Origin of the sequence: Actinosynnema sp. NPDC002837 (genome assembly GCF_040295345.1) — a bacterium.
Lineage (GTDB): Bacteria > Actinomycetota > Actinomycetes > Mycobacteriales > Pseudonocardiaceae > Actinosynnema.
The window spans coordinates 22,832-46,115 of sequence record NZ_JBEOVG010000005.1 but is presented as its reverse complement, the minus strand read 5'-3'; the positions used below and the strand labels follow the sequence as shown (position 1 = coordinate 46,115).

19 protein-coding genes are annotated in these 23,284 nt (G+C 72.0%); 17 read left to right on the top strand and 2 right to left on the bottom strand.

Annotated features, from left to right (window positions below):
- Positions 1-3: 3 nt before the first annotated feature.
- Positions 4-585, top strand: coding sequence for a dihydrofolate reductase family protein (locus tag ABTZ99_RS05445; RefSeq protein WP_499608357.1), 582 nt, complete (start codon positions 4-6; stop codon positions 583-585).
- 147 nt (positions 586-732) lie between these two features.
- On the opposite strand, the gene ABTZ99_RS05440 is transcribed toward ABTZ99_RS05445, so the two are convergent.
- Positions 733-1,101, bottom strand: coding sequence for a serine hydrolase (locus ABTZ99_RS05440; protein ID WP_499608354.1), 369 nt, complete (start codon positions 1,099-1,101; stop codon positions 733-735).
- A 344-nt stretch (positions 1,102-1,445) separates the two neighbouring features.
- Between ABTZ99_RS05440 and ABTZ99_RS05435 the strand changes: the two genes are divergently transcribed.
- The 3 genes from ABTZ99_RS05435 to ABTZ99_RS05425 all read left to right on the top strand — a co-directional run bounded on the left by ABTZ99_RS05435 (position 1,446) and on the right by ABTZ99_RS05425 (position 3,458).
- A complete protein-coding gene (locus tag ABTZ99_RS05435; RefSeq protein ID WP_499608352.1) occupies positions 1,446-2,486 on the top strand; it encodes a hypothetical protein in 1,041 nt (346 codons plus the stop codon).
- 339 nt (positions 2,487-2,825) lie between these two features.
- A complete protein-coding gene (locus ABTZ99_RS05430; protein WP_499608350.1) occupies positions 2,826-2,990 on the top strand; it encodes a hypothetical protein in 165 nt (54 codons plus the stop codon).
- A gap of 129 nt (positions 2,991-3,119) precedes the next feature.
- Positions 3,120-3,458, top strand: a complete 339-nt coding sequence (locus tag ABTZ99_RS05425) for a hypothetical protein (RefSeq protein WP_499608347.1) — start codon at positions 3,120-3,122, stop codon at positions 3,456-3,458.
- A gap of 177 nt (positions 3,459-3,635) precedes the next feature.
- On the opposite strand, the gene ABTZ99_RS05420 is transcribed toward ABTZ99_RS05425, so the two are convergent.
- Complete coding sequence (locus tag ABTZ99_RS05420) at positions 3,636-4,199, bottom strand: zinc ribbon domain-containing protein (RefSeq protein WP_498776632.1); 564 nt, start codon at positions 4,197-4,199, stop codon at positions 3,636-3,638.
- A gap of 324 nt (positions 4,200-4,523) precedes the next feature.
- Here ABTZ99_RS05420 and ABTZ99_RS05415 point away from each other — a divergent pair, with 324 nt between their 5' ends.
- The 13 genes from ABTZ99_RS05415 (at position 4,524) to ABTZ99_RS05355 (ending at position 23,274) form a co-directional block, all read left to right on the top strand.
- Entirely contained in the window at positions 4,524-5,921 is a 1,398-nt protein-coding gene (locus ABTZ99_RS05415) for a cytochrome P450 (protein WP_499608344.1), read from the top strand.
- 103 nt (positions 5,922-6,024) lie between these two features.
- Positions 6,025-6,510, top strand: a complete 486-nt coding sequence (locus ABTZ99_RS05410; RefSeq protein WP_498776636.1) for an SRPBCC family protein — start codon at positions 6,025-6,027, stop codon at positions 6,508-6,510.
- A 42-nt stretch (positions 6,511-6,552) separates the two neighbouring features.
- Complete coding sequence (locus tag ABTZ99_RS05405) at positions 6,553-8,292, top strand: ABC transporter substrate-binding protein (RefSeq protein WP_499608341.1); 1,740 nt, start codon at positions 6,553-6,555, stop codon at positions 8,290-8,292.
- A 195-nt stretch (positions 8,293-8,487) separates the two neighbouring features.
- A complete protein-coding gene (locus ABTZ99_RS05400; protein WP_498776640.1) occupies positions 8,488-9,384 on the top strand; it encodes a DUF1702 family protein in 897 nt (298 codons plus the stop codon).
- Positions 9,385-9,409: 25 nt separating this feature from the next.
- Positions 9,410-11,299, top strand: coding sequence for a CRTAC1 family protein (locus tag ABTZ99_RS05395; RefSeq protein ID WP_498776642.1), 1,890 nt, complete (start codon positions 9,410-9,412; stop codon positions 11,297-11,299).
- On the top strand, positions 11,296-12,243 hold the full coding sequence (locus ABTZ99_RS05390; RefSeq protein ID WP_499608337.1) for an enediyne biosynthesis protein UnbU: 948 nt from the start codon (positions 11,296-11,298) through the stop codon (positions 12,241-12,243). Before ABTZ99_RS05395 ends, ABTZ99_RS05390 begins: the two co-directional genes overlap by 4 nt.
- On the top strand, positions 12,240-17,597 hold the full coding sequence (locus tag ABTZ99_RS05385) for an SDR family NAD(P)-dependent oxidoreductase (RefSeq protein WP_499608334.1): 5,358 nt from the start codon (positions 12,240-12,242) through the stop codon (positions 17,595-17,597). Before ABTZ99_RS05390 ends, ABTZ99_RS05385 begins: the two co-directional genes overlap by 4 nt.
- Positions 17,590-18,018 (top strand): acyl-CoA thioesterase, encoded by a 429-nt coding sequence (locus tag ABTZ99_RS05380; protein ID WP_498776648.1) that lies wholly within the window; start codon positions 17,590-17,592, stop codon positions 18,016-18,018. The genes ABTZ99_RS05385 and ABTZ99_RS05380 overlap by 8 nt, the downstream gene beginning before the upstream one ends.
- A 410-nt stretch (positions 18,019-18,428) precedes the next feature.
- Complete coding sequence (locus ABTZ99_RS05375) at positions 18,429-19,631, top strand: DUF6004 family protein (RefSeq protein WP_498776650.1); 1,203 nt, start codon at positions 18,429-18,431, stop codon at positions 19,629-19,631.
- Between the two features lie 79 nt (positions 19,632-19,710).
- Positions 19,711-20,610 carry a class I SAM-dependent methyltransferase gene (locus ABTZ99_RS05370; RefSeq protein WP_499608331.1) on the top strand — a complete coding sequence of 300 codons (900 nt, stop codon included), beginning with the start codon at positions 19,711-19,713 and terminating at the stop codon, positions 20,608-20,610.
- Positions 20,610-21,248 (top strand): NHL repeat-containing protein, encoded by a 639-nt coding sequence (locus ABTZ99_RS05365; protein ID WP_498776840.1) that lies wholly within the window; start codon positions 20,610-20,612, stop codon positions 21,246-21,248. The genes ABTZ99_RS05370 and ABTZ99_RS05365 overlap by 1 nt, the downstream gene beginning before the upstream one ends.
- Entirely contained in the window at positions 21,232-22,542 is a 1,311-nt protein-coding gene (locus tag ABTZ99_RS05360) for an ABC1 kinase family protein (RefSeq protein ID WP_498776653.1), read from the top strand. Before ABTZ99_RS05365 ends, ABTZ99_RS05360 begins: the two co-directional genes overlap by 17 nt.
- Before the next feature lie 54 nt (positions 22,543-22,596).
- The gene (locus ABTZ99_RS05355) at positions 22,597-23,274 is read left to right on the top strand and encodes a winged helix-turn-helix transcriptional regulator (protein ID WP_499608328.1); all 678 of its coding nucleotides are present in this window, start codon (positions 22,597-22,599) and stop codon (positions 23,272-23,274) included.
- Positions 23,275-23,284 lie beyond the last annotated feature (10 nt).

The following is a 23,284-nucleotide window of genomic DNA, read 5'->3' as shown; positions in this document are numbered from 1 at the left end:
CCCGTGGGCAAGGTGGTCCTGTACAGCTCGGTGTCGGTGGACGGCTTCATCGCGGACGAGGCCGACCAGCCCGGACCGCTGTTCGACTGGCTGTCCAACGGTGACGTCCCGCTGGACGAGAGCGGCGTGCTGAAGGTGTCGCAGACGTCCTACGACTACACCCGGCCGTACTGGGACCGGATCGGGGTGACCGTCGTGGGCCGCCACGTCTTCGACCTGACGGACGGCTGGGACGGGAAGCCTCCGGGCGGGATCGACCACGTGGTCGTCGTGACGCACCGGCCGCGGCCGGAGGGTTGGGATCCCGCGGCGCCGTTCCACTTCGTCGATGGCGTCGAGGCAGCGGTGGCCAAGGCGCAGGAGCTCGCGGGTGACCGCGTGGTCGAGGTCGCTGCCGGCGACGTCGGTGGCCAGGTGCTCGCCGCGGGTCTGGTCGATGAGGTGCGCATGGACGTCGTGCCCGTGGTGTTCGGGTCCGGCAAGCGCTACTTCGGGTCGGTCGACGCGCAGCACCTGCTGGAGGATCCCGACGTGGCGATCCAGGGCAACCGGGTGCTCCACCTGCGTTATCGGGTGCGCCGTTGACCAAGCCGGGCGGGTTCGCGTCCACTGTGGATGGTTACGTGAGATCTGGGCTGTGTCTGCGCATCGCCGTACTTGGTCGGGCGGCCGCCGATCGCCTCAGCACCTCCCTGCGGCAGGGGTTTCCGTCGTACATCGCTGCCGGTCCGGTCAGCGGCCTTCGTCCTCGGTGAGCTGTTCGAGCAGGGCGAAACCATGCTGATCCACCGGGATCGCGGTCGCGGAGAGCAAGGCCACCGCGGTGCCGGCCGCGAGGTCCAGGCCCAGCCAGCTGCGGAAGCCGCCGGTGCCGCCGTTGTGCCACGTGATGGCGCGCCCGTTGCGCTCGATCGTGAGCCACGCCGCGCCGATGCGCACCACCGGGCCGGTGAAGTTCTCGACGGGGTTCAGGGCGGCGGTGCCGGGCGCGGTGCCGTCGAGGAGGGCTGAGGCGAGGCGGGCCAGGTCGTCGATGCGAGCTCGGATGCCTCCGGCCGGTCCCAGCGCTTCACCCGTCCACGGCTGACGTTTGCGGCCCACCTGGTCCGGCTAGGGGTCCGCGAAGACCAAGGTGGGATCACCATGTTCGTGGTCGTCATCGTCTCCACGCTCCTACCGGTCGCCGGGCTCCTGCTGGACGGGAGGACTGGCCTTGGCGGCCAAGGGACATGCGCAGGCCACGCCTACCTGTCCGTCACCGGCCAGGCCGACACCGTCTCGGAGGCGGTCACCGTGAACCGGCCGGGCACGGCAGCGCCGAGGCTCACCTGTGCGCTCCTCGCTCGATCGCCTTCGCGACCAAGCCAACAGGGTGTGGAATCCGGTGTGGTGTAGTGGTTCAGTGATCGCAGGGCTGTTCATGAGCGCGGTGGCCGGCCTGCGGCGTGGAACTCGTCCGTCGCGTGCCAGGTGGCGTCCTCTTCTCCGCGTCACGACCGGTCGACCTGCCGGTGTCGCTCGCCAGTTCCGCTGCAACGAATGAGGAAGTGATGTACTACCTCAGCATCTCGAAGCACTCACCGTTCGAGCGCGCGCGTGCGCGTTCCGGGGGTGAGTGGGGCTGGACGTCGTTCGACGAGGTCGGGCAGGTCTTCGACGGTCGGGAACTGACTCTGCGGGACTACGTCGAGGTCGAGGACCGCTATGTCTGCGCGGTGCGCACGGTCATGGAGTCGTTCGGTGCCCATCAGGCGGTGTTGCGGCACGTCTTCATGGATGAGCTTCCGTCGGAAGAACTGGGTGAGCTGTACAACGGGCGTGTCGTAGGCCGACAGGAGGTCGAGCTCCTGGTCCGAGCCATGCTCAGGGGAGCGGCTTACCACACCCACCTCGACCTGGGCGGCGGGGTGGGTGTACAGGTCAGCTTCGACTTCTACCTCAACGTGTATGCGCCGGGCGAGCTGTCGGCGCTCGTCGAAGTCGTCGGTGAGTGCGGGCTCTACGTCGACTACTTCGAGGAAGAGGGTGATCCGGACGACGACGAGATCCCACCTCCTCGGGCGGACCACGGCTTCTGGGCTGCGGTGCGCGATGCGGTCGGGTCATCCGCCGGGCCGGTGTTGCTGATGGAGCGGCGCGCCGGCGGGCGTTACGGTGAGGATTGGTACCTGGTTGGTGCCGAGGATCTGGACGAAGTCGTGTCCGGGCTCAGGGTCGGCGCGGAGGTGTTGGTCTATCCGGATCTGGAGGTGACCGCCACGACGCCGGGCGAGTTGGTCGAGTCGGTTGCTTCGTCGGTGGGGTCGTTGTCGGCCATCGTGCTCTTCCGCCGTCCGCGGCCGGTGCCGCGGTTGGACTACCTGAGGTTGAGCGCGGGGCTGGGTTCGACGGTCCCGGAGGCGTTCGTGGAAGCAGAGGGCCTCGGGTACTTCCTGGACCCCGACCTGGAGGCCACCGACAGCCGCTGCGTGCGGGCGACTGTGTGATCCGGAGCCGCCCGGCCATGGGGTTCGGACCGGCGGGCGTGTCACCGCGGTGATGCTGTGGCGGCGAGAGTCTCGTCCGAGCAGATCTGGCAGCGTGGTGGTATTCGCTGAGGATGCCGTGCACTCATTGCCGTCGGCGGCCGCCGAGTCGAGTGACGGCTGCTTGGCCGGTGGCCGGCTGTGGCAGCGGTTTTGGCGTTCCGGCCGCACTTGATGACCAGGTGCGTTCCGCTGGCAGTGGCCTTTCCGACCCGATATTGGTGACGAAGGCTCCAGTAGACCTACCAGTAGAGTGTCGGCCTTTGCTGAACGTCACTGACGAACCCCACCGACCGCGCCGTGGTCGCCACCGTCGTCGACGGCGAAGGCGACATGACCCGCCTGACCGTGGCCGGCGAGGACAGCACCAACGGCAGCGTGGACGGCACCTCACCGACGGTCACCGCCGTAGCCCGGTACGAGCACCTCGAACTGGTCTACGCCGTGACCGTCGACGTTGACTGAGAGTTGCGCAGGACACGACGTGTCGGAACTTGAGTCCGCGAACACCGCTTCGATCGCGTTGCAGGACATACTGGGCTTCAGCCGCTGGTGTACAGCTCTTCGGCGCAATGATCTTTCGGGGGTGTTGGATTGGTTGATCGACTGCCGGCTTGGCTGCCCGACTGGAGCGGTGCTGGACGCATTGCGGAAGAGGTCGACGTAGTGGTATTGAGGGCGGTGGTTCGCTCGCTGATCAATGTGGTGTTCACCGATGACACGGCCCTGCTCGACTCCTTGGGTGATTCCCTCGAATCATCTCTTGTCACGCCACTGGGCATCCTTTCGGAAGTTTACGAGAGTGGCGATCTGGTGGAGCTGATCGTCGCGGCCAGGCTCGTGAAGAGGTCGGCAATTGGCCATCTGGGCGGGGCGCCAACAGGCCTGAGAATGCTGATCGAGGCTTTGCCGGATCCTGCGGGAGCGGGGTAGCTTCCGTTGCATCGCCCGAGTACGCAGGAAGGGCTTGGCAGGCAAGTACCTGCCGTTGATCGCTCATCTCAGGTCCACGCGGCAGTGGTGGGGCAGCAGCGGTTTGGTCCAGGGGCAGTCGTGGCGTGACGCCGACTGGTTCCTCGCGCCGGCCGTGCCTTCGTCGGGAAGGCTCATTCAGGGGTGGGTCAGGCCGTGTCGGTCGTCGTCGGTCCACTCGGGGGAGCGGCCGGTCTCGGTGCAGTACTCGGCCCAGGTCTTGCGGTGCTGGGTCGGTGGTGCTGCCCTGGTCCAGTACGTGACCTGGCCGTTGTAGCGCCACGCGCCTGTCGCCGGTCCGTACTGGCTGATGAGGGTGCCGGTGCGTTCCAGTCGACCGAGGGCGACGCCGAAGCGGACGCTGGATGCGGTGTAGGCGCGGGAGCCGAACATGGAATGTCCCTGTTCGGCGACGTGCGCGGCGAACAGGTCGGGGAAGCGGGTGCGCAGGCGGTGCTCGACGATTCCGTACTCGAGGAAGGGGTCGTCGGGGTCGATGCAGTGGTCGAGTGGTTCGAGCAGGTCGTCGGTCACGCCTTCCTGCACTTCGCTCGGCGGTTGGACCGCCTTGCGGGTGGTCAGCCATTCGTGGTCGCCGTGCGCCTGCCGGTTGGTGCAGCGGTACTGCAGCACGCCGTCGGGGAGCCTGCGGGGAGGCAGCACGTCATCGGCGGTGAAGCACTTCGGACACGTGATGATCAACGGTATTCCTTCGGGATGCCCTCGACGAGGGAGCGTTCGGCCTGGTCGGGTGCGCAGCCCTGTTCCCGGGCCCACCGGGCGAGCAGGATCGACATATCGCACTCATCGCGATCCGTGCCCGACCGTTACAAGCAGGGGCAGAGTCAGCGGTCGACCACACCCAGTTTGGTTCGCACGTGGCCGATCAGGATGCCGTCGGTGGGGGTGGACCCGGGTGACCCTGGTTGCCGGCTCACGCGATCGTGGTGGCGGGAGGGGTCGCAGGGGGTTGGTCGTGTGGTTACATTGCTTGACAATCAACAGCACTCGGCGTGAGGACTGCTGATGTCGACCACCGCCACCGTTCGTCCACCTGGGACGTACCCCGGTGCGTTGCCGTTCTTGGGGCACGCGCTGCGGATGAAGCGAAGTCCCGGCTCGTTCCTGCTCGAACTCCAGTCGGGCGAACCCGTCACGCGGATCCGGCTGGGGCGCAAGCCGATGTACGTGGTCAACGACCCGGAGCTCGTGCGTGACGTCATGCGTCGACCCGACGTGTTCGCCAGGGGTGGTCCGATCGCCGATCGGTTCCGGCAGATGTTCGGCAACGGGTTGGGGATCTCGGACGGGCCGTTCCACCGGCGGCAGCGACGGTTGGTGTTGCCGGCGTTCCACCACGGGCGGATCGCGGACTACGCGGCGGTGATGAGTGCGCACGCGGAGGAGAGGGCCGAGTCCTGGCACGACGGGCAGCGGGTCGAGGTGCACGAGGAGATGGACGAGCTCGCGCTGGCGAACATCGTCCGGGTCATCGTCGCCGACGGCGCATCGCTGGATCGGGCGCGGTTCATGGCGGCGACGTCGGTGGTGCTGGGTGGGTTGTTCCGGCGGATGACCGCTCCCGCTGTCCTCACCAGGCTGCCGACGCCGGGCAACCGTCGCTACCGCGAAGCGGAGGAGTTCCTCCGGCGGACGATCAGGGCGGTGGTCGACGACTACCTGGCGACGCGGACCGACCGGGGCGACCTGCTGTCGAAGATGGTCCTCGCCGGCGACGACGGCGAGCCGGCCATGGACGACCGGCAGCTGCACGACGAGGTCATGACCTTCCTGATCGCGGGCAGCAACACGGTCAGCAACACCCTGTCCTGGGCCTTCCACGAGATCGGCGCCGACCCGGACGTCGAGCGCCGCCTGCACGACGAGGTCGACCGGGTGTTGGCCGGCAGAACGGCCACCTACGAGGACATCGACCGATTGGTCTACACCCGACGGTTGATCACGGAGACGCTCCGCCACCGGACGCAAGGCCTGTTCCAGAGCCGTTCCACCACAGTGGACACTCGACTGGGCGACTACCACCTCCCCGCCGGGGCGGTCGTGCTCTACAGCGCGTACGCGCTCAACCACAACCCCCGCATCCACGCCGACCCCGAACGCTTCGACCCCGACCGGTGGCTGCCCGAACGCGTCGACCCACTGGCGCGCGCCGCGTTCCTGCCGTTCGGCATCGGGCTCCACGGGTGCGTCGGCGAAGGACTCTCCCGGGCGGAGCTGGTCCTCTCCCTCGCCACGATCGCGGCGCGGTGGCGGCTGGTTCCCGTGCCCGGCCACCGCGTGCGGCCGAAGCCCGCCGTCACGATGCCGGTGAACGCGCTGCCGATGATCGCGCACAGCCGCGGCGTGCGGCCTCGTGCCGGTGGCTCCGCGGCGCGGGGGGAAGAACCGATCCACCCGGGCTGATGCACTCGATCGGGGCCAACCGGGCGACGACGGCGGTTCGCGGCGTCCGGGCGCGGTAGCGTCCCGAGGCGCAGGCTGTGCGTCATCTCCAAGAGGAGAAGCCGTGGGCAATTCCCGCCTCGAACTGTCTCCAGTGGTCGCGACGACGATGTTGATCCGCAAACCACTGGCGGAGGTCTTCCGGGCTTTCACCGATCCCTCGATCACGAGCAGGTTCTGGTTCACCCGGAGCAGCGGTCCGGTGGAACCGGGAGCCGAACTGCGGTGGACGTGGGACATGTACGACTTGACGGTCACCGCACGGGTCAAGGAGTTCGAGCAGGACCGCCGGTTCGCCATCGAGTGGCAGAACGGCCCCCGCCCGACGACGTTCGAGATGCGCTTCGCGGCGTGGTCGGACGACGTGACCCGCGTCGACCTCACCGAGACGGGGTTCGGCGGCGCCGAACCCGACGAGATCGTCACCTGGGCCCTGGGCTCGATGGGCGGGTTCACCGAGGTGCTGGCCGCGGCGAAGGCGCTGCTCGAGCACGGCATCGTGCTGACCCTCGTCGCCGACCGGCATCCCGAGGGCATCGGCGGGAGCTGAGCGCGCCGTCGAAGGCCCATCCAACGGAGGGCGGAGTCCACCGTGCTGCAGTCACAGCTCAGGTCCCCCGGCACGGCGGTCGGCGCCACGCCCCGCCGCGGTGGGACGTTGACGATGGTCGGCGCGGGGGACGTCGACCACCTCGACCCGGCGCTGGCCTACCACACCGTGACGAGGGGCATCCTGCGCGCGTACACCCGGCAGCTCGTGGGGTACGTGGCCAGTCGGGACCGGGTCGAGGCGGGGACGCTCGTCGCCGACCTGGCCACCGAGGTGCCGACCGCGGCGAACGGGCGGCTCACCGGGGACGGCACCCACTACGCGTTCACCCTCCGCGACGGGGTTCGGTGGGACGCACCGGGCGGCGCCCGCCCGGTCACGGCGTGGGACGTGGTGCGCGGCATCAAACGCCTGGCGCACCCGATGGCCAACAGCCCGGGACTCGCCTACTACCTCAACGCCATCGAGGGCATGGCGGAGTTCCGCGACGTGCTCGCCGACGCGCCCCGCACGGTCGAGGCGGTCGCGGACCGGTTGGAGCACACCGGGATCAGCGGTGTCGTCGCGCTCGACGACACCGAGGTCCGCTTCACCACGCGCTACCCGATGTCGGACTTCCTCAACATGCTGGCCCTGCCGTTCGCGTCCCCCGCGCCGGAGGAGTACCTGTTCGTCGCGCCGGGCAGCCCGGAACTGGCCGTGATCTCCAACGGCCCCTACCGGATCACCGCCTACCGCCCCGGCGAGCGGATCGAGTTGCGCCGCAACCCCGCCTGGGACGCGGCGACCGACGACCTCCGGGCCGCGCACCTCGACGGCATCGAGATCAGGCAGGGCTTGGACGAGCGCGAGTCGCACGACCTCGTCGCCAGCGGCGAGGCCGACATGCTCTGGGACGTCCAGCCGCTCACCCAGGAACTCCCCGCACTGCTCGCGGCCGACGACCCGCGCTTGGAGGTGTGCCCGGCCGGTCTGCTCAGCCCGTACGTCGTGGTGAACTTCGCGAGCACGGCCGAGGGCGGCGCCACCGGCAAGCAGGCCGTCCGCACCGCCCTCCAGTACGCGGTGGACAAGGCGTCGGTGTCACAGGTGTGGGGCGGACCGCGGCTCAACGACATCGCCGACCAGGTCCTGCCGCCGCTGTGCCTGGCCCACCGGGAGAGCCGCCCGCACGCCACGGACGGTGGCCGGGGCGATCCCGAGCGGGCACGGCGGCTGCTCGCGGAGGCGGGCTACCCGGACGGCCTCACCCTGCGGCTGGTCTACCGCGACCGCGACATCCACCCGGCCACCGCCGAGGCGGTGCGGGCGGGCCTGGCCAGGGCGGGCATCCGCGTGCGGCTCGTCCCGGCGTCGATCAACGAGCTGTTCTCGGCGTACCTGTCCTCGTCGGCGTCCGCACGGCCGGAGGACTGGGAACTCGCGCTCACCGGCTGGGAGCCGGACTGGTACGGCAACAACGCCCGCACCTACCTCCAGCCGCTGTTCGACAGCCGTGACGTGCCGCGCGACGGCGACTGGGGCTCGAACTTCGGCCGCTACCGCAGCGAGCGCGTCAACGAGCTGCTCACGGCGGCCCTGACGTGCGCCGACGAGGAGCGCGCCGGCGAGCTGTTCCGGGAGGTGGAGGCGCAGGTGCTGCGGGACGGCGCGATCGTCCCCGTCCTGTTCGCCCACCAGTACTGGTTCCACTCCACGAGGGTGCGGAACTGGTTGCCGTACCCGGTGCTCAACGGCGATCTCACCAACCTCTGGCTGGCGGACGGGAACGAGTCGGAGTGATGCAGGGTGACCTGGGGATTCCGGCGACACCTTCGCGTGAAGCTGACCAGGGATCCTTGGGGCCACCCCAGTGCTCTGGTAGGCAGGAATCACCGCGCAAACCTTGCCCGGTAAGGATTTTCGGCCCGTTGGAGGGGTGATGCAGCAACCGCGCTTGCTTTTACCGACGGCGTGGTCGCCGCGGCCTCTTCGCGAGTGGGACTGCCGCTGCGGCTGGCCGACTTCTCGCGCCGGGGCTTCAGGGTAGACCGCCCGGCGCAGCGCGCCGTCCTGGAACGGCACGCGCGGAACTTCCTCGGCGGGTTCAACCTCGCGGTGCGGTCGTGGCGCCGACCGCACGAGCCGCTGAGCCGGGTGGACGGTGAGGAGCGCGGGTTCGCCTACGAAGGCGCCGCGATGTTCGCCGGGCTGCTCGACCTGGCCACCGGCGGCCGGGCGGGCGCCCTCGACCGGTTGCTCGCCGGGCCGGGGAACGCGTACGCGCACCTGGTGCACGTCGGCGCCGGGTGGTTGTTCACGGCGGCGCGCGTGCCGGTGCTGCCGCGCCTGCCCCGCACCCCGCTGCTGCGGTGGCTCGCCGTCGACGGTTCGGGGTTCGGCGAGGTGTACTTCGGCGGCACGCGGGCGTTGCTGCGCCGGGCTTCGCGCGCACCGGGGCCGGTGTGGCAGGCCCGCCTGGCCGGCTGCGGGCGGGCGCTGTGGTTCGCCGAGTCCGCCTGCCCGGCGGGGGTCGCCGACGTGATCGACCGCGCGCCGGCCGTCGCGCGGCCGCACCTGTGGAGCGGTGTCGGGCTCGCCGCCGCGTACGCGGGCGCGGTGGACGGATCGGCCCGCGCCGAGCTGATCGACCGCGCCGGACGGCACCGGGCGCACTTCGCGCAGGGCGTCGTCTTCGCGGCGGGCGCCCGGGTCCGCTCGGGAGTCGTGCCGCGGCACACGAGTGAGACGTGCGCGCAGGTGCTCGGCACGACCGCCGAAGCAGCCGCGCGCTGGGCCGACGAGGCCTGCGCGGACCTGCTCGATGCCACCGACGTGCAGGCGTACCTGGAGTGGAAGGCGCGGCTGCGCGACCGGATTGCCCCAGAAACCTGAGCCGACCGCTCGCCAGGGAGGACCGATGGGTGTGACGGTGACCGCTGCCGCGCGCAAGATTTTGTCCGTGATCGTCGTGGTGGCCACGTGCGCCGCCGCCGGCCTGATGGTGGTGCGGCCGGGTCTCGGCGAAGAGACCGCCGCCGCCCGGTTCGGGTTCACCGCGCTGGAGCTCAACGAGACGCCGGTCGGCGCGCGGACCGAGCGCGCCGTCGCGCCGGAGCTGCACGACATCCGCGGCTGGATCTCGTCGGTGGGCGCGGCCGTCGCGCTGGCGGACGTGCGCGGCACCGGGCGGGCGGCCGACGTCTGCCTCGTCGACCCGCGCGACGATTCGGTGACGTTGCGCCCGGCGCCGATCGGCGGCGGTGTCCCCTACGCCCCGCTCGCGCTGCGGCCGGACGGCCTGCGCTACGACTCGACGATGGCGCCCATGGGCTGCGTCCCGGCCGACCTCGACGAAGACGGCGACGTGGACTTCGTCGTGCACTACTGGGGCCGCTCGCCGGTCCTCTTCGTCAACACCGGCGGGACCGGCGCGCCCACCCGGTTCCGGGCCGACGAGCTGATCGAGCCGATGGCGGTGTGGAACTCCGGCACGCTCAACGTCGGCGACATCGACGGCGACGGCCACCTCGACATCCTGGTGGGCAACTACTTCCCCGACGGCGCGCGCGTCCTCGACCCCACCGCGTCGGACGAGACCCGCATCCGGATGCAGGACTCCATGTCCTCGGCCCGCAACGGCGGCGTGAACCGGATCCTGCTGACGCGGCCGACGGGTGTCGCGGACCGCAGGCCGGCCGTCGTGGACGCCAGCGTGGCCCTGACCGGCGACGCGGCCCAGTCGTGGACGCTGGCCACCGGGTTGCAGGACCTGACCGGCGACGGCCTCCCGGAGATCTACCAGGCCAACGACTTCGGGCCGGACCAGCTGATGGTCAACCGCTCGGTGCCCGGCGCGGTGCGGTTGCAGGAGGTCACCGGCGCCCGCGACCTGGTGACGCCGAAGTCGGAGGTGCTGGGCCGCGACTCGTTCAAGGGCATGGGCGTCGCCTTCACCTACCCCGGTGGCGCCGGCCTGCCGATGATGGTCGTCAGCAACATCACCGTCCCGTACGGCCTGCACGAGAGCAACTTCGCGTTCGTCCCGGACGGCGCGCCGGACGACCTGCTGGCGGGCGAGGTGCCTTTCACCGAGCGCAGCGAGGCGCTGGGCCTGGCCCGCGCCGGCTGGTGCTGGGACGTCAAGGCGGGCGACTTCGACAACGACGGCGTCGACGAGCTCGTCCAGGCCAACGGCTTCCTCAAGGGGGAGGTCAACCGCTGGCCCGTCCTGCAGGAGTTGGCGATCGCCAACGACGAGCTGCTGCGCCACCCGGCGGTGTGGCCCCGCTTCGGCCCGGGTGACGACCTGTCGGGCCACGAGCCGAACCGGTTCTGGGTCCGCGACGCGAGCGGCCGGTACTTCGACCTGGCGGACCGGGTGGGCGCGTCCTTCCCCGACAACACCAGGGGACTTGCCGTCGGCGACGTCGACGGCGACAACCGCCTCGACGTCCTGGTGGCCAACCAGTGGGAGGACTCCGTGCTGCTGCACGGCGTGAAGGGCGGCCCGGCGGCGGACCTGCGCCTCGTGCGCCCCGGCGCGGTCGGCGGCGGGTTCGTCGACGCCATCGGCGCGCAGGTGGAGCTGCACCACCCCGACCGCCCGCAGAAGGCGCAGCTCTACCCGGCGAACGGGCACAGCGGGGTCTCCGCCGCGCAACTGCACTTCGCGCTGCCCGGAGGAGGTCCGGTGCGGGCCACGATCACCTGGCGGGACGGCTCCGGCACGCACCGCGCCGACGTCCTGGTCACACCGGGGCACCGCACGGTCGAGCTCGGCCCCGGCGCGACGGCGGTGACCCGATGACCGCGACCCGCCTCGACGGCGCCTCACTGGACGAGCGGCCGCTCGTCGCACCGGGGAAACCCGGGCTGACCCCCGATCAGCGCCGGGTCAAGGCGTTGACCCGGTTCGCCGTCTCGATCACCGCGTTCAACGTCCTCGGGCACGTGTTCCTCGGGTTCGAGCAGGCGCCCGTCACGCCGGTCGTCGCCGTCCTCGTGAGCTACGCGTCCGCGCTGTGCTTCGAGGCGCTCGACGCCTGGGCGTTCGGCAGGCGGGCCGAGTTCGCCAAGGGCAGGCGGGCGTTCGTGGTCTTCCTGCTGCCGGCCCACATCACCGGGCTGGCGACCGGGATGCTGTTGTGGGGCAACGCCTCCCTGTGGCCCTACATCTTCGCCATCCTGGTCGGCAACGGGTCGAAGTACCTGGTGCGGCTGCGCGTGCGCGGCAGGCTGAGGCACGTGCTCAACCCGTCCAACACGGGCATCGCGGTGGTGCTGCTGCTGTTCCCGTGGGTGAGCATCGCGCCGCCCTACCACTTCACCAGCAACACCTCGGGCGCGATCGACTGGCTGCTGCCGCTGGCCGTGCTCGCGGCGGGCTCCGTGATCAACGTCAAGCTGACCGGCCGGATGCCGCTGATCGCGGGCTGGCTCGGCGGGTTCGTGGCCCAGGCGCTGCTGCGCTGGTTGCTGCTGGACCACCACCTGCTCGCGGCGCTGGCGCCCATGACCGGGCTGGCGTTCATCCTGTTCACCAACTACATGATCACCGATCCCGCCACGTCCCCGGCCGGCAGGCGCGACCAGGTCGTCTTCGGCGTCACCGCGGCGGCGGTCTACGGCCTCCTCGTGGTGTCGGGGATCTCGTTCGGGTTGTTCTTCGCCCTGGTGATCACCTGCGTGCTGCGCTGCCTCGTCCTGCTCCTCCGCACCGGCCGTCGCGGCACGCCGGGGGCCACACCGTGAGCGGTCGGCCGCCGATCGCGGTGGTCGGCATCGCGTGCCGCTACCCCGATGCCGAGGGTCCCGCCGAGCTGTGGGAGGCGGTGCTCGGCCGCCGCCGCGCGTTCCGCCTGCTGCCCGACCGGCGGCTCGGCGCCGGGTACCGGGGGTCCGAGCCCGACCAGACCTACGTGACCCACGCGGGCCTGCTGCGCGGGTGGGAGTTCGACCGGCACCGGTTCGAGGTGCCCGGCCCGTTGTTCCGCGCGGTCGACCAGACGCACTGGCTCGCGTTGCAGACGTGCGCGGAGGCGCTGTCGGACGCCGGTTTCCCCGACGCCGACGGGCTCGACCGCGACCGCGCGGGCGTCGTGCTGGGCAACTCGCTCACCGGGGAGTTCTCCCGCGCCGCCCAGTTGCGGCTGCGCTGGCCGTTCGTCCGGCGGGCCGCGGTTGCCGCGCTGTCGGGCGCGGGCGTGCCCGACAGCCAGGCCGAGCACGCCGTGGAGCTGCTCCGGGACCTGGTCCGGGAGCCCTTCCCGGAGCCGGGTGACGAGACGCTGGCCGGCGCCCTGTCCAACACGATCGCCGGCCGCGTCTGCAACCACTTCGACCTGCACGGCACCGGCTACACCGTCGACGGCGCGTGCTCGTCGAGCCTGCTGGCGGTGATCACGGCGTGCCGCTCCCTGGCGTCCGGCGAACTGGACTTCGCCCTCGCGGGCGGGGTGGACCTGAGCCTGGACCCGTTCGAGCTGGTCGGGTTCTCGCGGCTGGGCGCGTTGGCCGAGGGCCGGCGGATGAGGGTGTACGACGCGGACCCGACGGGCTTCCTGCCGGGTGAGGGCTGCGGCGTGGTCGCGCTGATGCGCGCCGACGACGCCCACCGACGAGGGCTGCGGGTGTACGCCCTGGTGTCCGGGTGGGGCATGTCCTGCGACGGGTCGGGAGGCCTGACCCGGCCCGAGGCGTCGGGCCTGGCGCGCGCGCTGGACCGGGCGTACGCGATGGCGGGCGTCGACCCCTCGGTGGCCGGCCTCGTGGAGGGGCACGGCACCGGAACCGCCGTCGGCGACCGGGTCGAGCTGGTGGCGCTCAACCGGGTGCGCGCCGGTGCGGCCGCGCGTGCCGCGCTCGGCTCCGTCAAGGCCAACCTGGGCCACACCAAGGCGGCGGCGGGCGTGGCCGGGTTGATCAAGGCGGTGCTCGCCGCGCACCACCGGGTGCTGCCACCCACGACCGGGTGCGAGGACCCGCACCCGCTGCTGGTGGACGCCGACAGCACCCTGCGCGTGCTCGCCGGGCCCGAACCGTGGCTGGACCGCACGCCGGTCGCGGGTGTGTCCGCGCTGGGGTTCGGCGGCATCAACGCGCACGTCGTGCTCTCCGGGTCTGGTGAGGCCGGCACCGGCGTGGTGCCGGAGCCGATGCTGCGGTGGAGCAGGCCGTTGCCTGCGCACGAGATCGTGCCGCTGACCGCCGAGGACCGTGACGACCTGGCCGCCCAGCTGGCGGTCCTGGCGGCCAAGGCGGGCTCGTTGAGCGCGGTCGAGCTGCACGACCTCGCGGCCACGCGGCACCGGCTGGCGGCGCCCGATCCCGCGTTCCGCTGCCTGCTCGTGAGCGATTCCCCCGAGCGGCTGGCCAGGGCCGCGGACCGGGCGGCGCGCCGCGTGCCGGGCTGGGAGTCGCCCCTGCTGGTCGACCGCGACGAGGGCTTCGTGCTCGCACGGCGGGCCGCGCGTCGGATCGGGCTGCTGTTCCCGGGTCAGGCGGCCCCGGTGCGCGCCCGCCTCGACGACTGGGCGCGCGACCTGACCGTGCCCGAGATCGCCGAGGACCTGCGGCTGCACGACGGCGCGACGGCGACCGCCATCGCGCAGCCCGCCATCGTCCGGCAGTCCCTCGCGGCCTTGGCCCTGCTGGCCGAGCTGGGGTGCGACGCGGTGGCCGCGGTCGGGCACAGCCTCGGCGAGATCACCGCGCTCGTGTGGGCGGGTGCCCTGTCCGCCGAGGAAGGGCTGAGGCTGGCCACCGCCCGCGGGCGGGTGATGGGTGAGCACGGACGTGCGGGCACCGCCATGGCGAGCATCGGCCTGCCCCTGGCCGCGGTCGAGGAACTGGCCGGGAGCACGCCGGTCGTCGTGGCCGGGGTCAACGGCCCCGACCAGGTCACGATCGCGGGCCGGACGGCGGACGTGCACCGGGTGGCGGAACGCGCGTTGCGGGCCCGCGCCCGGGCGAAGGTGCTCGCGGTGTCCCACGCGTTCCACACCGAGGCGATGCGCCCGGCCGCCGCGCCCTTCGCCGAGGAGCTCCGGCGGGTGCGGCTGGGGCCACCGCGCCGGACGGTGTTCTCCACCGTCACCGGTCGCCCGCTGGACCCCGACACCGACCTGCGCTCGCTGCTGGTGGACCAGCTCACCGCGCCGGTCCGGTTCGCCGACGCCCTCGCCGCCCTGACCGCGACGTGCGACCTGCTGGTCGAGGCCGGGCCGGGCACCACGCTCACCTCGCTGGCGACCGGGTTCCCGGCGGTCTCGCTGGACCCGGGCGGCTCCGGGCGGGAGCACGCGATCGCGCGCGCCGCGCTGGCCGCGGTGTCCGCGTGCGACCTGGACCGGTGGTTCGGCGACCGGGCCCACCGCCACCTCGACCTCGACACGCCCATCACGCTGCTGGCGAACCCGACCGAGACCGAGGTGGCGCCCACCACGCGGGCGCCGGAGCCCGAACCGACCGCGGGCGCGGACCCGTTGCGGCTGCTGCGGACCCACCTCAGCCGCACGCTGGAGCTGCCGCTGGCCGGCATCCGCCCGGACCGCAGGCTGCTCGCCGACCTGCACCTGAACTCGTTGCAGGTCGTCCAGCTCGTCGCCGAGGCCGCGGACCTGGTGGGCAGGCGCGTGCCCGCCCTGCCGCCGTCGCTGGACACGATGACGGTCGGCGAGCTGGCCGAGCTGGTCGCGAGCCGGCCGCCGGTCGACCAGGCCCCCGACGCGGTCGACGGCGTGCGCCCGTGGGTGCGGTCGTTCGAGCACCGGTGGGAGCCGTGGACCGGACCCGTGCCCAGCACCGCGGTGCGCTGGACCGTGCCGGCCGCCGCGCCCCGGTGGCTCCACGACGCCGCGAGGGCGCCCGAGGTCGCCGGCGCGGCCCACGACGGCCTGGCCGTGTGGCTGGCCGACGACGCGGGCACCGGGGCGGTGGCGGACCTGCTGCGGTCCGTCGCCGCGCACCGGCCGGACGTGCTCGTCGTGCTGCACCACGGCCACCCGGCCGCTGCCGCCGTGGCGAGCAGCGCCGCGATCGAGATCGCTTCCTGCACCGCGACCTCGATCGAGCTGCCGGCGGACACCGTCGACGTCGACCTCCGCCTGGCCGGGATCGGCGGACGGCTGCGCGTGGACCCGACCGGCGGCGTGCGGCGTTCGGTCACGAGGGTGCGCGCGGCGACGCCGGGCGGGCCGCTGCCCCTCGGCCCGGGAGAGGTCTGCCTGGCCTCCGGCGGTGTCGACGGCATCACGGCGCGCTGCGCGGAAGCCCTGGCCTCGAGCACCGGGTGCACGCTCGTCTTCGTCGGGCGATCGCCTCGCGAGGCGGCACGGGTGCGAGCCGGGCTGGCCGCCCTCGACGGGCGGGTCACCGCCCACTACGTCGAGTGCGACGTCACCGATCCGGACCAGGTGCGCACGGCGGTCGCGGCGGCGCGGGCGCACGGCCCGGTGCGCGCCGTCCTGCACGGCGCCGGCGTCAACGTGCCCCGCGCGCTGGACGCGGTCACCGGGACGACCCTCGCCGAGGCCGTCGCACCCAAGGTGACCGGGCTGGACAACCTGCTGGCCGCGGTGGGGGAGCCGCCCGCGCTGGTGGTCGGCTTCGGATCCATCATCGGCCGGCGCGGCCTGCCGGGGCAGGCCGAGTACTGCGTCGCCAACGACTGGCAGCGCGCGCACCTGGAGCGGTGGGCCGCCGCGAACCCGACCTGCCGCACCAGGGTGCTGGAGTGGTCGGTCTGGAGCGATGTCGGCATGGGGTCGCGCATGGGCGTGCTGGACTCGTTGCGCGACCGGGGCATCGCACCGGTCGAGCCCGCGGCCGGAGTCGCGGCGCTGCTGGCCGTGCTGGCCGACGAGGACGCGCCGGTGACGCAGCTGGTCGCCGGGAGGTTCCCGGACGGCCCGACGCTCTCCGTGTCGGGTCCACCGGCCGAACCGCTCCGCTTCTCCGCCGACCTCCTCGTCCGCGTCCCGGGGGTGGAGGCGGTGCTCGCGCCCGTGATCTCCCTCAGCGGCGACCCCTACCTGGACGACCACCGCGTGGACGGCGTCCCGGTGCTGCCGGCTGTCGTCGGCCTGGAGGCGATGGCCCAGGCCGCCGCGGTCGTGGTCGGCGAACGGGAGGCCTGGGAGTTCACCGAGGTCGAGCTGTCCGCCCCGGTGATGGTGAACCCGCACGAGCCGCGTGCGCTGCGCGTGGCGGCGCTCGCCCGTGACGAGTTCGAGCCCGCGGTGGACGTGGTGCTGCGGGACGGTTCCGACGGCTTCGCCACCGATCGCTTCCGCGCCGTGATCCGGTCCGCCCCGCCCGCGCCGCCCGGCCGGGCCCCGACCACCGCACCGCCACGACGTGCCGGGCCGCACCCGTTCTACGGGCAGCTGCTGTTCCACTCCGGACGCCTGCGCGGCCTGGTCGACTACGAGCACCTGTCGGCCTTCCGGGTCCGGGCGTGGGTCCGGTCCGGTCAGGAGCGCTGGTTCTCCGAGCACCACGCCTCCCGGTTGCTGCTGGGCGACCCGGGCGCGCACGACGCCGGCATCCACGTGCTGCTGGCGTGCCTGCCCCACCGCAGGGCGCTGCCCGTCGCCGCCGAACGGGTGGTGGTGTGGCAACGGCCCACGGGCCTGGTGCTGGTCACCGCGGAGGAGCGGGTGCGGGAGGGCGACGACTACGTCTACGACCTCTGGCTGTCCGATCAGGACGGTGCGCCCGTCGCGCGGTGGGAGGGTTTGCGGCTGCGCGCGTTCGGCGACCGGGCCTGGCCCGGACCGCTGCCCGTGCCCCTGATCGGTCCGCTGCTGAGCAGGCGGCTGTCCGAGCTGGGCATCGCCGACCGCCTGGAACTGGTGAGCACCGACGACGGCGTGGTCGCCGACGGGGGCTCGCCCGTGGGTGTCGGGTGGGCCCACGACAGCCGGACGGCCGCCACGAAGGCGCTGCTGGACCTGGGGTTGCCCGGTGACGCCGACGTGGTCGCCGACCGGGCCACCGACGACGGGCTCCTGGTCGGCGGCACCGCCGCGGCGGAGGTCGTCACGTTCGTCGGCTCGCGGTGCGTCGCGGTCGCCGTGCCCCGGAGGTGTGACAACGGTGCGTGAGTACCACTGGCGGCACGTGGTGACGTTCGACGAGACCAACCTCGTCGGCAACGTCTACTTCGCGCAGTTCCTGCACTGGCAGGGGCACTGCCGCGAGATGTTCCTGGCCCGGCACGCGCCCGGGGTGCTCAAGGAGCTGAGCGGCGGTGGTCTCGTGCTGGCCACCACGTCGTGCTCGATGGAGTACTTCGGGGAGTGCTTCGCCTTCGACGAGGTCGTCATCGCGATGACCCTGCGCGAGCGCTGGCGCAGCGGGCTGCGGATGGCCTTCGACTTCCGGCGCGACGACCGGCTGGTGGCGCGCGGCGAGCAGAGCGTCGCCTGCCTGCGCCGCGTCGGGTCAGGGGTCGAGCCCGTCGCCGTCCCCGACGAGCTGGTCACCGCGCTGGCGCCGTACGAGTTCGTGCGCGGCACGGCGTGAGGGCCCGTCCTCCGTCGCCGCCGGGTGCTCCTGCCCGGCGCGGTCGAGCGAGCTCCCGACGGCGGCCAGCGCGGTCAGGTAAGAGCTCTCGTCGTGGCGCGGCACCATCTCGTCCTCCGAGCTCCCAGCCGAAGTGGCTATCGGAAACTGAACCGCGTTCGACGCTACTCCAGGGGGCCGGTCCGGCGTGCTGCCACGAACGGGTCGACTTGGCCCGGAGGTCGTCCGGGGTGTCGCAACGTTGTGTATCCGTTCAACACCAAGGGATTACCCGACACACGCCTGTGTTGTGAAGTCGCGCATCGACGCGACCCTCGACCTGGACCATGGCTATCGGAACACATAGCTTGTGTCACTTGTGGACGGTCTCGCCCACTTCCTCGTGCGAGACAGACGCTGGAGGTAGAGCAGTGAGCAATCCCCGGGAGACCTACGAGTCGCTGAACCTCGAACCGAAACCCATCCGACCGCACATCCTCGCCGCGGCGACCGTCGTGTTCGGCGAGGACTACTACGCGGGCCGGCGCGAGACCATCAACCTGTCCGGCTTCGTCCAGCTGAACAAGTGGCCCATGCCGGGGTTCGAGCACCGGGTCGACGAGAAGGGGTACGCGGAGTTCGAGACGGAGCTCATCAGCGCGCCCGAGGTCGGCATCAAGGGCTTCAGCTACGAGCTCGACGACCGCATCCAGGTCCTGTCCAACCCGTTCCTGCCCAACACCGGCCACGTCCGGCAGATCGTGCCGGGCAAGAACTTCCCGGCGGAGTTCTACATCCGCCGCTTCGGCATCCTGGAGACCAGCACGCTGCGCCTGGCGCACCGCAACGTGATCGACATCCACGGCGTGGTCGACCACGTGCCGCCGTTCAAGAAGCCGCTCACCGGACCGTACCTGGGCAAGCCGCGCGGTGACGGCCCGTTCGAGGTCGTCCAGGCGCCCAACGTGGCCCGCGGCACGACGTTGCCCGAGGCGTGGTACCCGGCCGACGACGAGAACCAGCCGGTCGGCATCACGCCGACGGTGTTCTTCGCCCCGAGCGCGGGCCCCTGCATGTCGATGCTGGTCGACCCGTCGATGATCATGCAGGTGTCGCTGGAGGGCCGGATCGAGGTCGAGGTCGGCGGCAAGACCGTGCACGTCGACCTGGCGGGCGACCACCGCAAGGCCGCCGGCACGGAGATCCTGCTGTTCGGCCCGGAGAAGCACGCCGAGGGCACGGGCGTCCTGGCGCAGATGGCGCGGCTGGCCGTCGTGGGCCACTGCCCGGAGCTGGGCGGTCGGGTCATGCTGCGGGCGAGCTGGCCGCGGGTGTCCGGCGGCACGCTGGGCGAGGGTTCCGAGGAGAGCCTGAGCCGCGTCAGGTTCCCGGGCGAGCTGCACCTCGACGCCGAGTTCGAGCTCATGACGCCGCAAGCCACGCTCTACGCGGCGAACTCGGTGCACGTCAGCGGAAACCTCACCGACATGGGCGCGACCGGCACGGAGCTGTCGATGAGCGGCGTGGACGCCCCGCTCGTCACGACCGAGGACGAGGTCAAGGCCCGGCTGACGGGCGTGCGGCTGGTCATGCGCGACGCGTTCGTCGGGGAGCACGCCGCGGTCAACGTCTGACAGCGCACCGGCGGTTTTCCGGACATACTGGTGTTCCTCCGGACGGCCGTTCGGGGAACGCCTCGCCAGGAAGGCGCCCATGGACCAACGGCTCCTAGTCATGCACCAGGTGATGCTCGCGGACCGTCCTCGGCTGAGCGCCTACGACCGGGCACTGGCGTCGGTGATCACGGCAGGTGACGTGATCGCCGACGTCGGCGCGGGCACGCTGGTGCTGTCGATGCTGGCCCTGCGGCACGGCGCCGGGCACGTCTACGCCGTGGAGGCCGACCCGGCGATGGCCGCCGTGGCCGAGCGGATCATCGCGGACAACGACCTCCACGACCGGGTGACCCTGGTCCAGGGGGACGCACGGGTGGCCAGGCTGCCGCGCCGCGCCGACGTGATCGTCTCCGAGATGATGGGCAACCTCGGCCCGGAGGAGCAGATGGTCGAGATCCTGGACGCGGTGGCCAGGCACAACCTGCGCCCCGGCGGCGCGGTCGTGCCGCGTCGCCTCAGGACCGAGCTGGTCGCCATCGAGTTCGACGGCGAGGGCTGGGGCACCTGGGGCGACGTCGTGCCCGGCTACCGCTTCGACGCGGTGCAGGACTTCGTCGAACCGCACGCGCAGTTGCACTTCTTCCAGCGCGAGCCGCGGTTCCTCAGCGCGCCCGTCGAGCTCTGCGACGACGTGATCGGGCAGGGCTCGACGGGCCGGCCCCGGCGGGAGGTGCGCCTGCCGGTGCGGCGGGAAGGCTGCCTCCAGGCCGTCATGGGGTACTTCACCGCCGAGCTGGCCGATGGCGAGTCGCTGTCGAACTACCCCTCCTACCCCGGCTGCAACTGGGCGGTCTGGGTGTGGCCGCTGCGGCACACGCGGGTGCGGGAGGGCGACGAGCTGCACGTGAGCGTGGTGCCGCCGAGCGGGCGGGGACGTGCGCGTGACGCCACGGCCTGGACCCTGGACTGCCGCATCGCCCGGGCGGTGAGGCGGTGATGCCGTTCGCGGCGGGCACCGTCCGCGACATCCCGGTCCGCGGCTTGAAGCTGTGCGGCTTGACGTGGACCGGCGAGTTCCTGATGTTCTCCGAAGCGGTGTCCAACCGCATCATGGCGTTGGACCCGTACAGCGGCGACGTGGAGCGCGAGATCCCGTGCCCCGAGGTGCGCACCGACCTGACCACCGTCGGCGGCAACCTCGTGCAGGTCGTGGGCGACCGGCGGGCGCTGCGCGTGATGGACCCCGAGTCGGGCGACGAGCTGGGCGAGATCTCCAACCCGAGGCCGGGCAACGTGCTGTGCGGGCTGGAAGCCACTCGTCACGGCATCTGGATGGGGTACGAGGACCTGCGCCGCATCGACCTGCGCGGCTACGAGGACATGGACCTGGTGGACACCTTCGCCGTCTCCGGGAGGCCGGCCGGCGTCACCGTGTCGGACAACTACCTCGCCTACGCCGACCACGCCGCGTCGACCATCACGATGGTGGACATCGACGAACGGCGCGAGGTGGCCTCGTTCTCGGTCGCGGGCAACCCGACCGGGATCACCTGGGACGGCACCCGGATCTGGTACTGCGACTACACGACCTTGCAGCTGCGGGCCATCGAGGTGCCGGGTGTCGACAAGGGGTGAGCGCGACGGGGACGTCCCTCCCGGGGCGTTCGCGCTCGCGGCGCGGTTGGGCGAGGTCCTCCTCGTCGTCGCGGCGACGCTGGCCCCGCTCCTCGTCACGGGTCCGCTCGTGCTGCTGGCGCAAGGGGGTCGGGCGGCCCGGCGGCACGTGTGGGCGAGGCTGACGACCCTGCTGATGAGGCTGGGCCCCGCGTTCGTCAAGGCGGGACAGGTGCTGGGCACCCGGCGCGACGTGCTCCCGCCCGGGATGTGCGACGAGTTGGCGACGTTGCAGGACGCGGTCGCGCCGATGTCCCCGCGGCAGGCCCGGGAGGCGTTCGCCGAGGTCTACGGGGACGAGCTCGACACCCTCTTCGCCGAGGTGGACTACTCGTCGGTCGCGAGCGGCAGCATCGCGGGCGTCCACCGCGCGCGGTTGGCGTCCGGTCCCGAGGTGGCCTTGAAGCTGCGCCGGCCCGGCGTCGACCGGGTGATGAGGCTGGACCTGGGCCTGATGCGCCGGGGCGCCGCGCTGGTGGCCCGGTTGCCGCCGTTGCGCGGTGTCCCGGTGCTGGAGGTCGTCGACGCCATGTGCGCCGCGGTGCTCGGCCAGCTGGACTTCGAGCGCGAGGCGGCCGGCCTGGCCCGCCTGCGCGTGGAACTGGCCGTGGTGCCACGGGTCTGGGTGCCGCGGGTGGTGCCCGAGGCGTGCCGACCGCGGTGCATCGCCATGGAGTTCATCCCCGACCTGGACGTCGACGCGGCGTCGAGGTGCTCGCCGGCGGCCCGCCGGAAGTTCGCCGCGTCCGGGCTCACCGCGATCTACGAGATGTTGTTCGTGAACGGTTTCGTCCACTGCGACCTGCACCCCGGCAACCTGTACTTCACCGAGTCCGCCCAGGTGGTGGTGCTCGACGCGGGGTTCAGCGTCCAGCTGACCGAGCGGTTGCGCCTGCTGTTCGCCGACTTCTTCCTCAACATGGCCGTCGGTGACGGCGACAAGTGCGCCGCGATCGTCGTGGAGAGCGCCGCCGAGGTGCGGGCGGACGCGGACCTGACCGGGTTCCTCGACCGGATGGCCGACCTGGTCCGGCGCAGCCACAAGCTGCCGGCCCGGGAGTTCAGCCTCATGGCGTTCGCGACGGAGATGTTCGACCTCCAGCGCGGGCACGGCATCCACGCCGCGCCGGAGCTGATCTTCCCGCTGCTCTCGTTGCTGGTCATCGAGGGCACCATCCGCGACCTCGACCCGGAGGTCGACTTCCAGGAACTCGCCCGTCCCGTGCTGATGAAAGGTCGGTTCAGCGCGCGCTGAACCGGTGGCCGAGGCCGTCCCTTCCGCGGCCACGCTGCGGTTTACAGTAGTGAGATGGCAGGCAAGCGGACGTACAACCAGTACTGCGGACTGGCGTCGGCGCTCGACGTGGTCGGCGAGCGGTGGACGCTGCTGATCGTGCGCGAGCTGCTGATGGGCCCGCGGCGCTACGTCGACCTGCTGGCCGACCTGCCCGCCCTGGGCACCAACCTCCTCGCGGAGCGGTTGAGGTTCCTGGTGGAGCGGGGTGTCGTGGAGCAGGTCGACCTGCACGGCACCGGCTCACGGCTGGCGTACCGGTTGACCCCGGTGGGGCAGCAGCTGCGGCCGCTGGTGGCGGGGCTGGCCCGGTGGGGGATGCGCTTCGTGGGGGAGAAGTCCGACTCGGACACCGTGCGCCCGCACTGGGGTTTCCTCGCCGTGGAGGCGATGCTGCGCCCGGAGAGGACGACCGGGATCGACGAGCGCTACGAGTTCCGGGTGGACGACCACGTCTACCACGTCGAGGTGCGCGACCGCGTGCCACGCGCGGTGAAGGGTCCGGCGGTCGAGCCCGCCATGGTGGCGACCACGGACGCGGCGACGTTCGTGCAGATCGGTTCCGGCCTGCTGACCCCGCTGGCCGCGATGGTGACCGGGCGGCTGTCGCTGGTCGGCGACCCCGACGCCGTGCTGCGGTGCTGCGACCTGCTGGGGCTGGAGGCCGGCGCGCCGTCCGTGCCGGCCCTCTGACCGGTGCCGG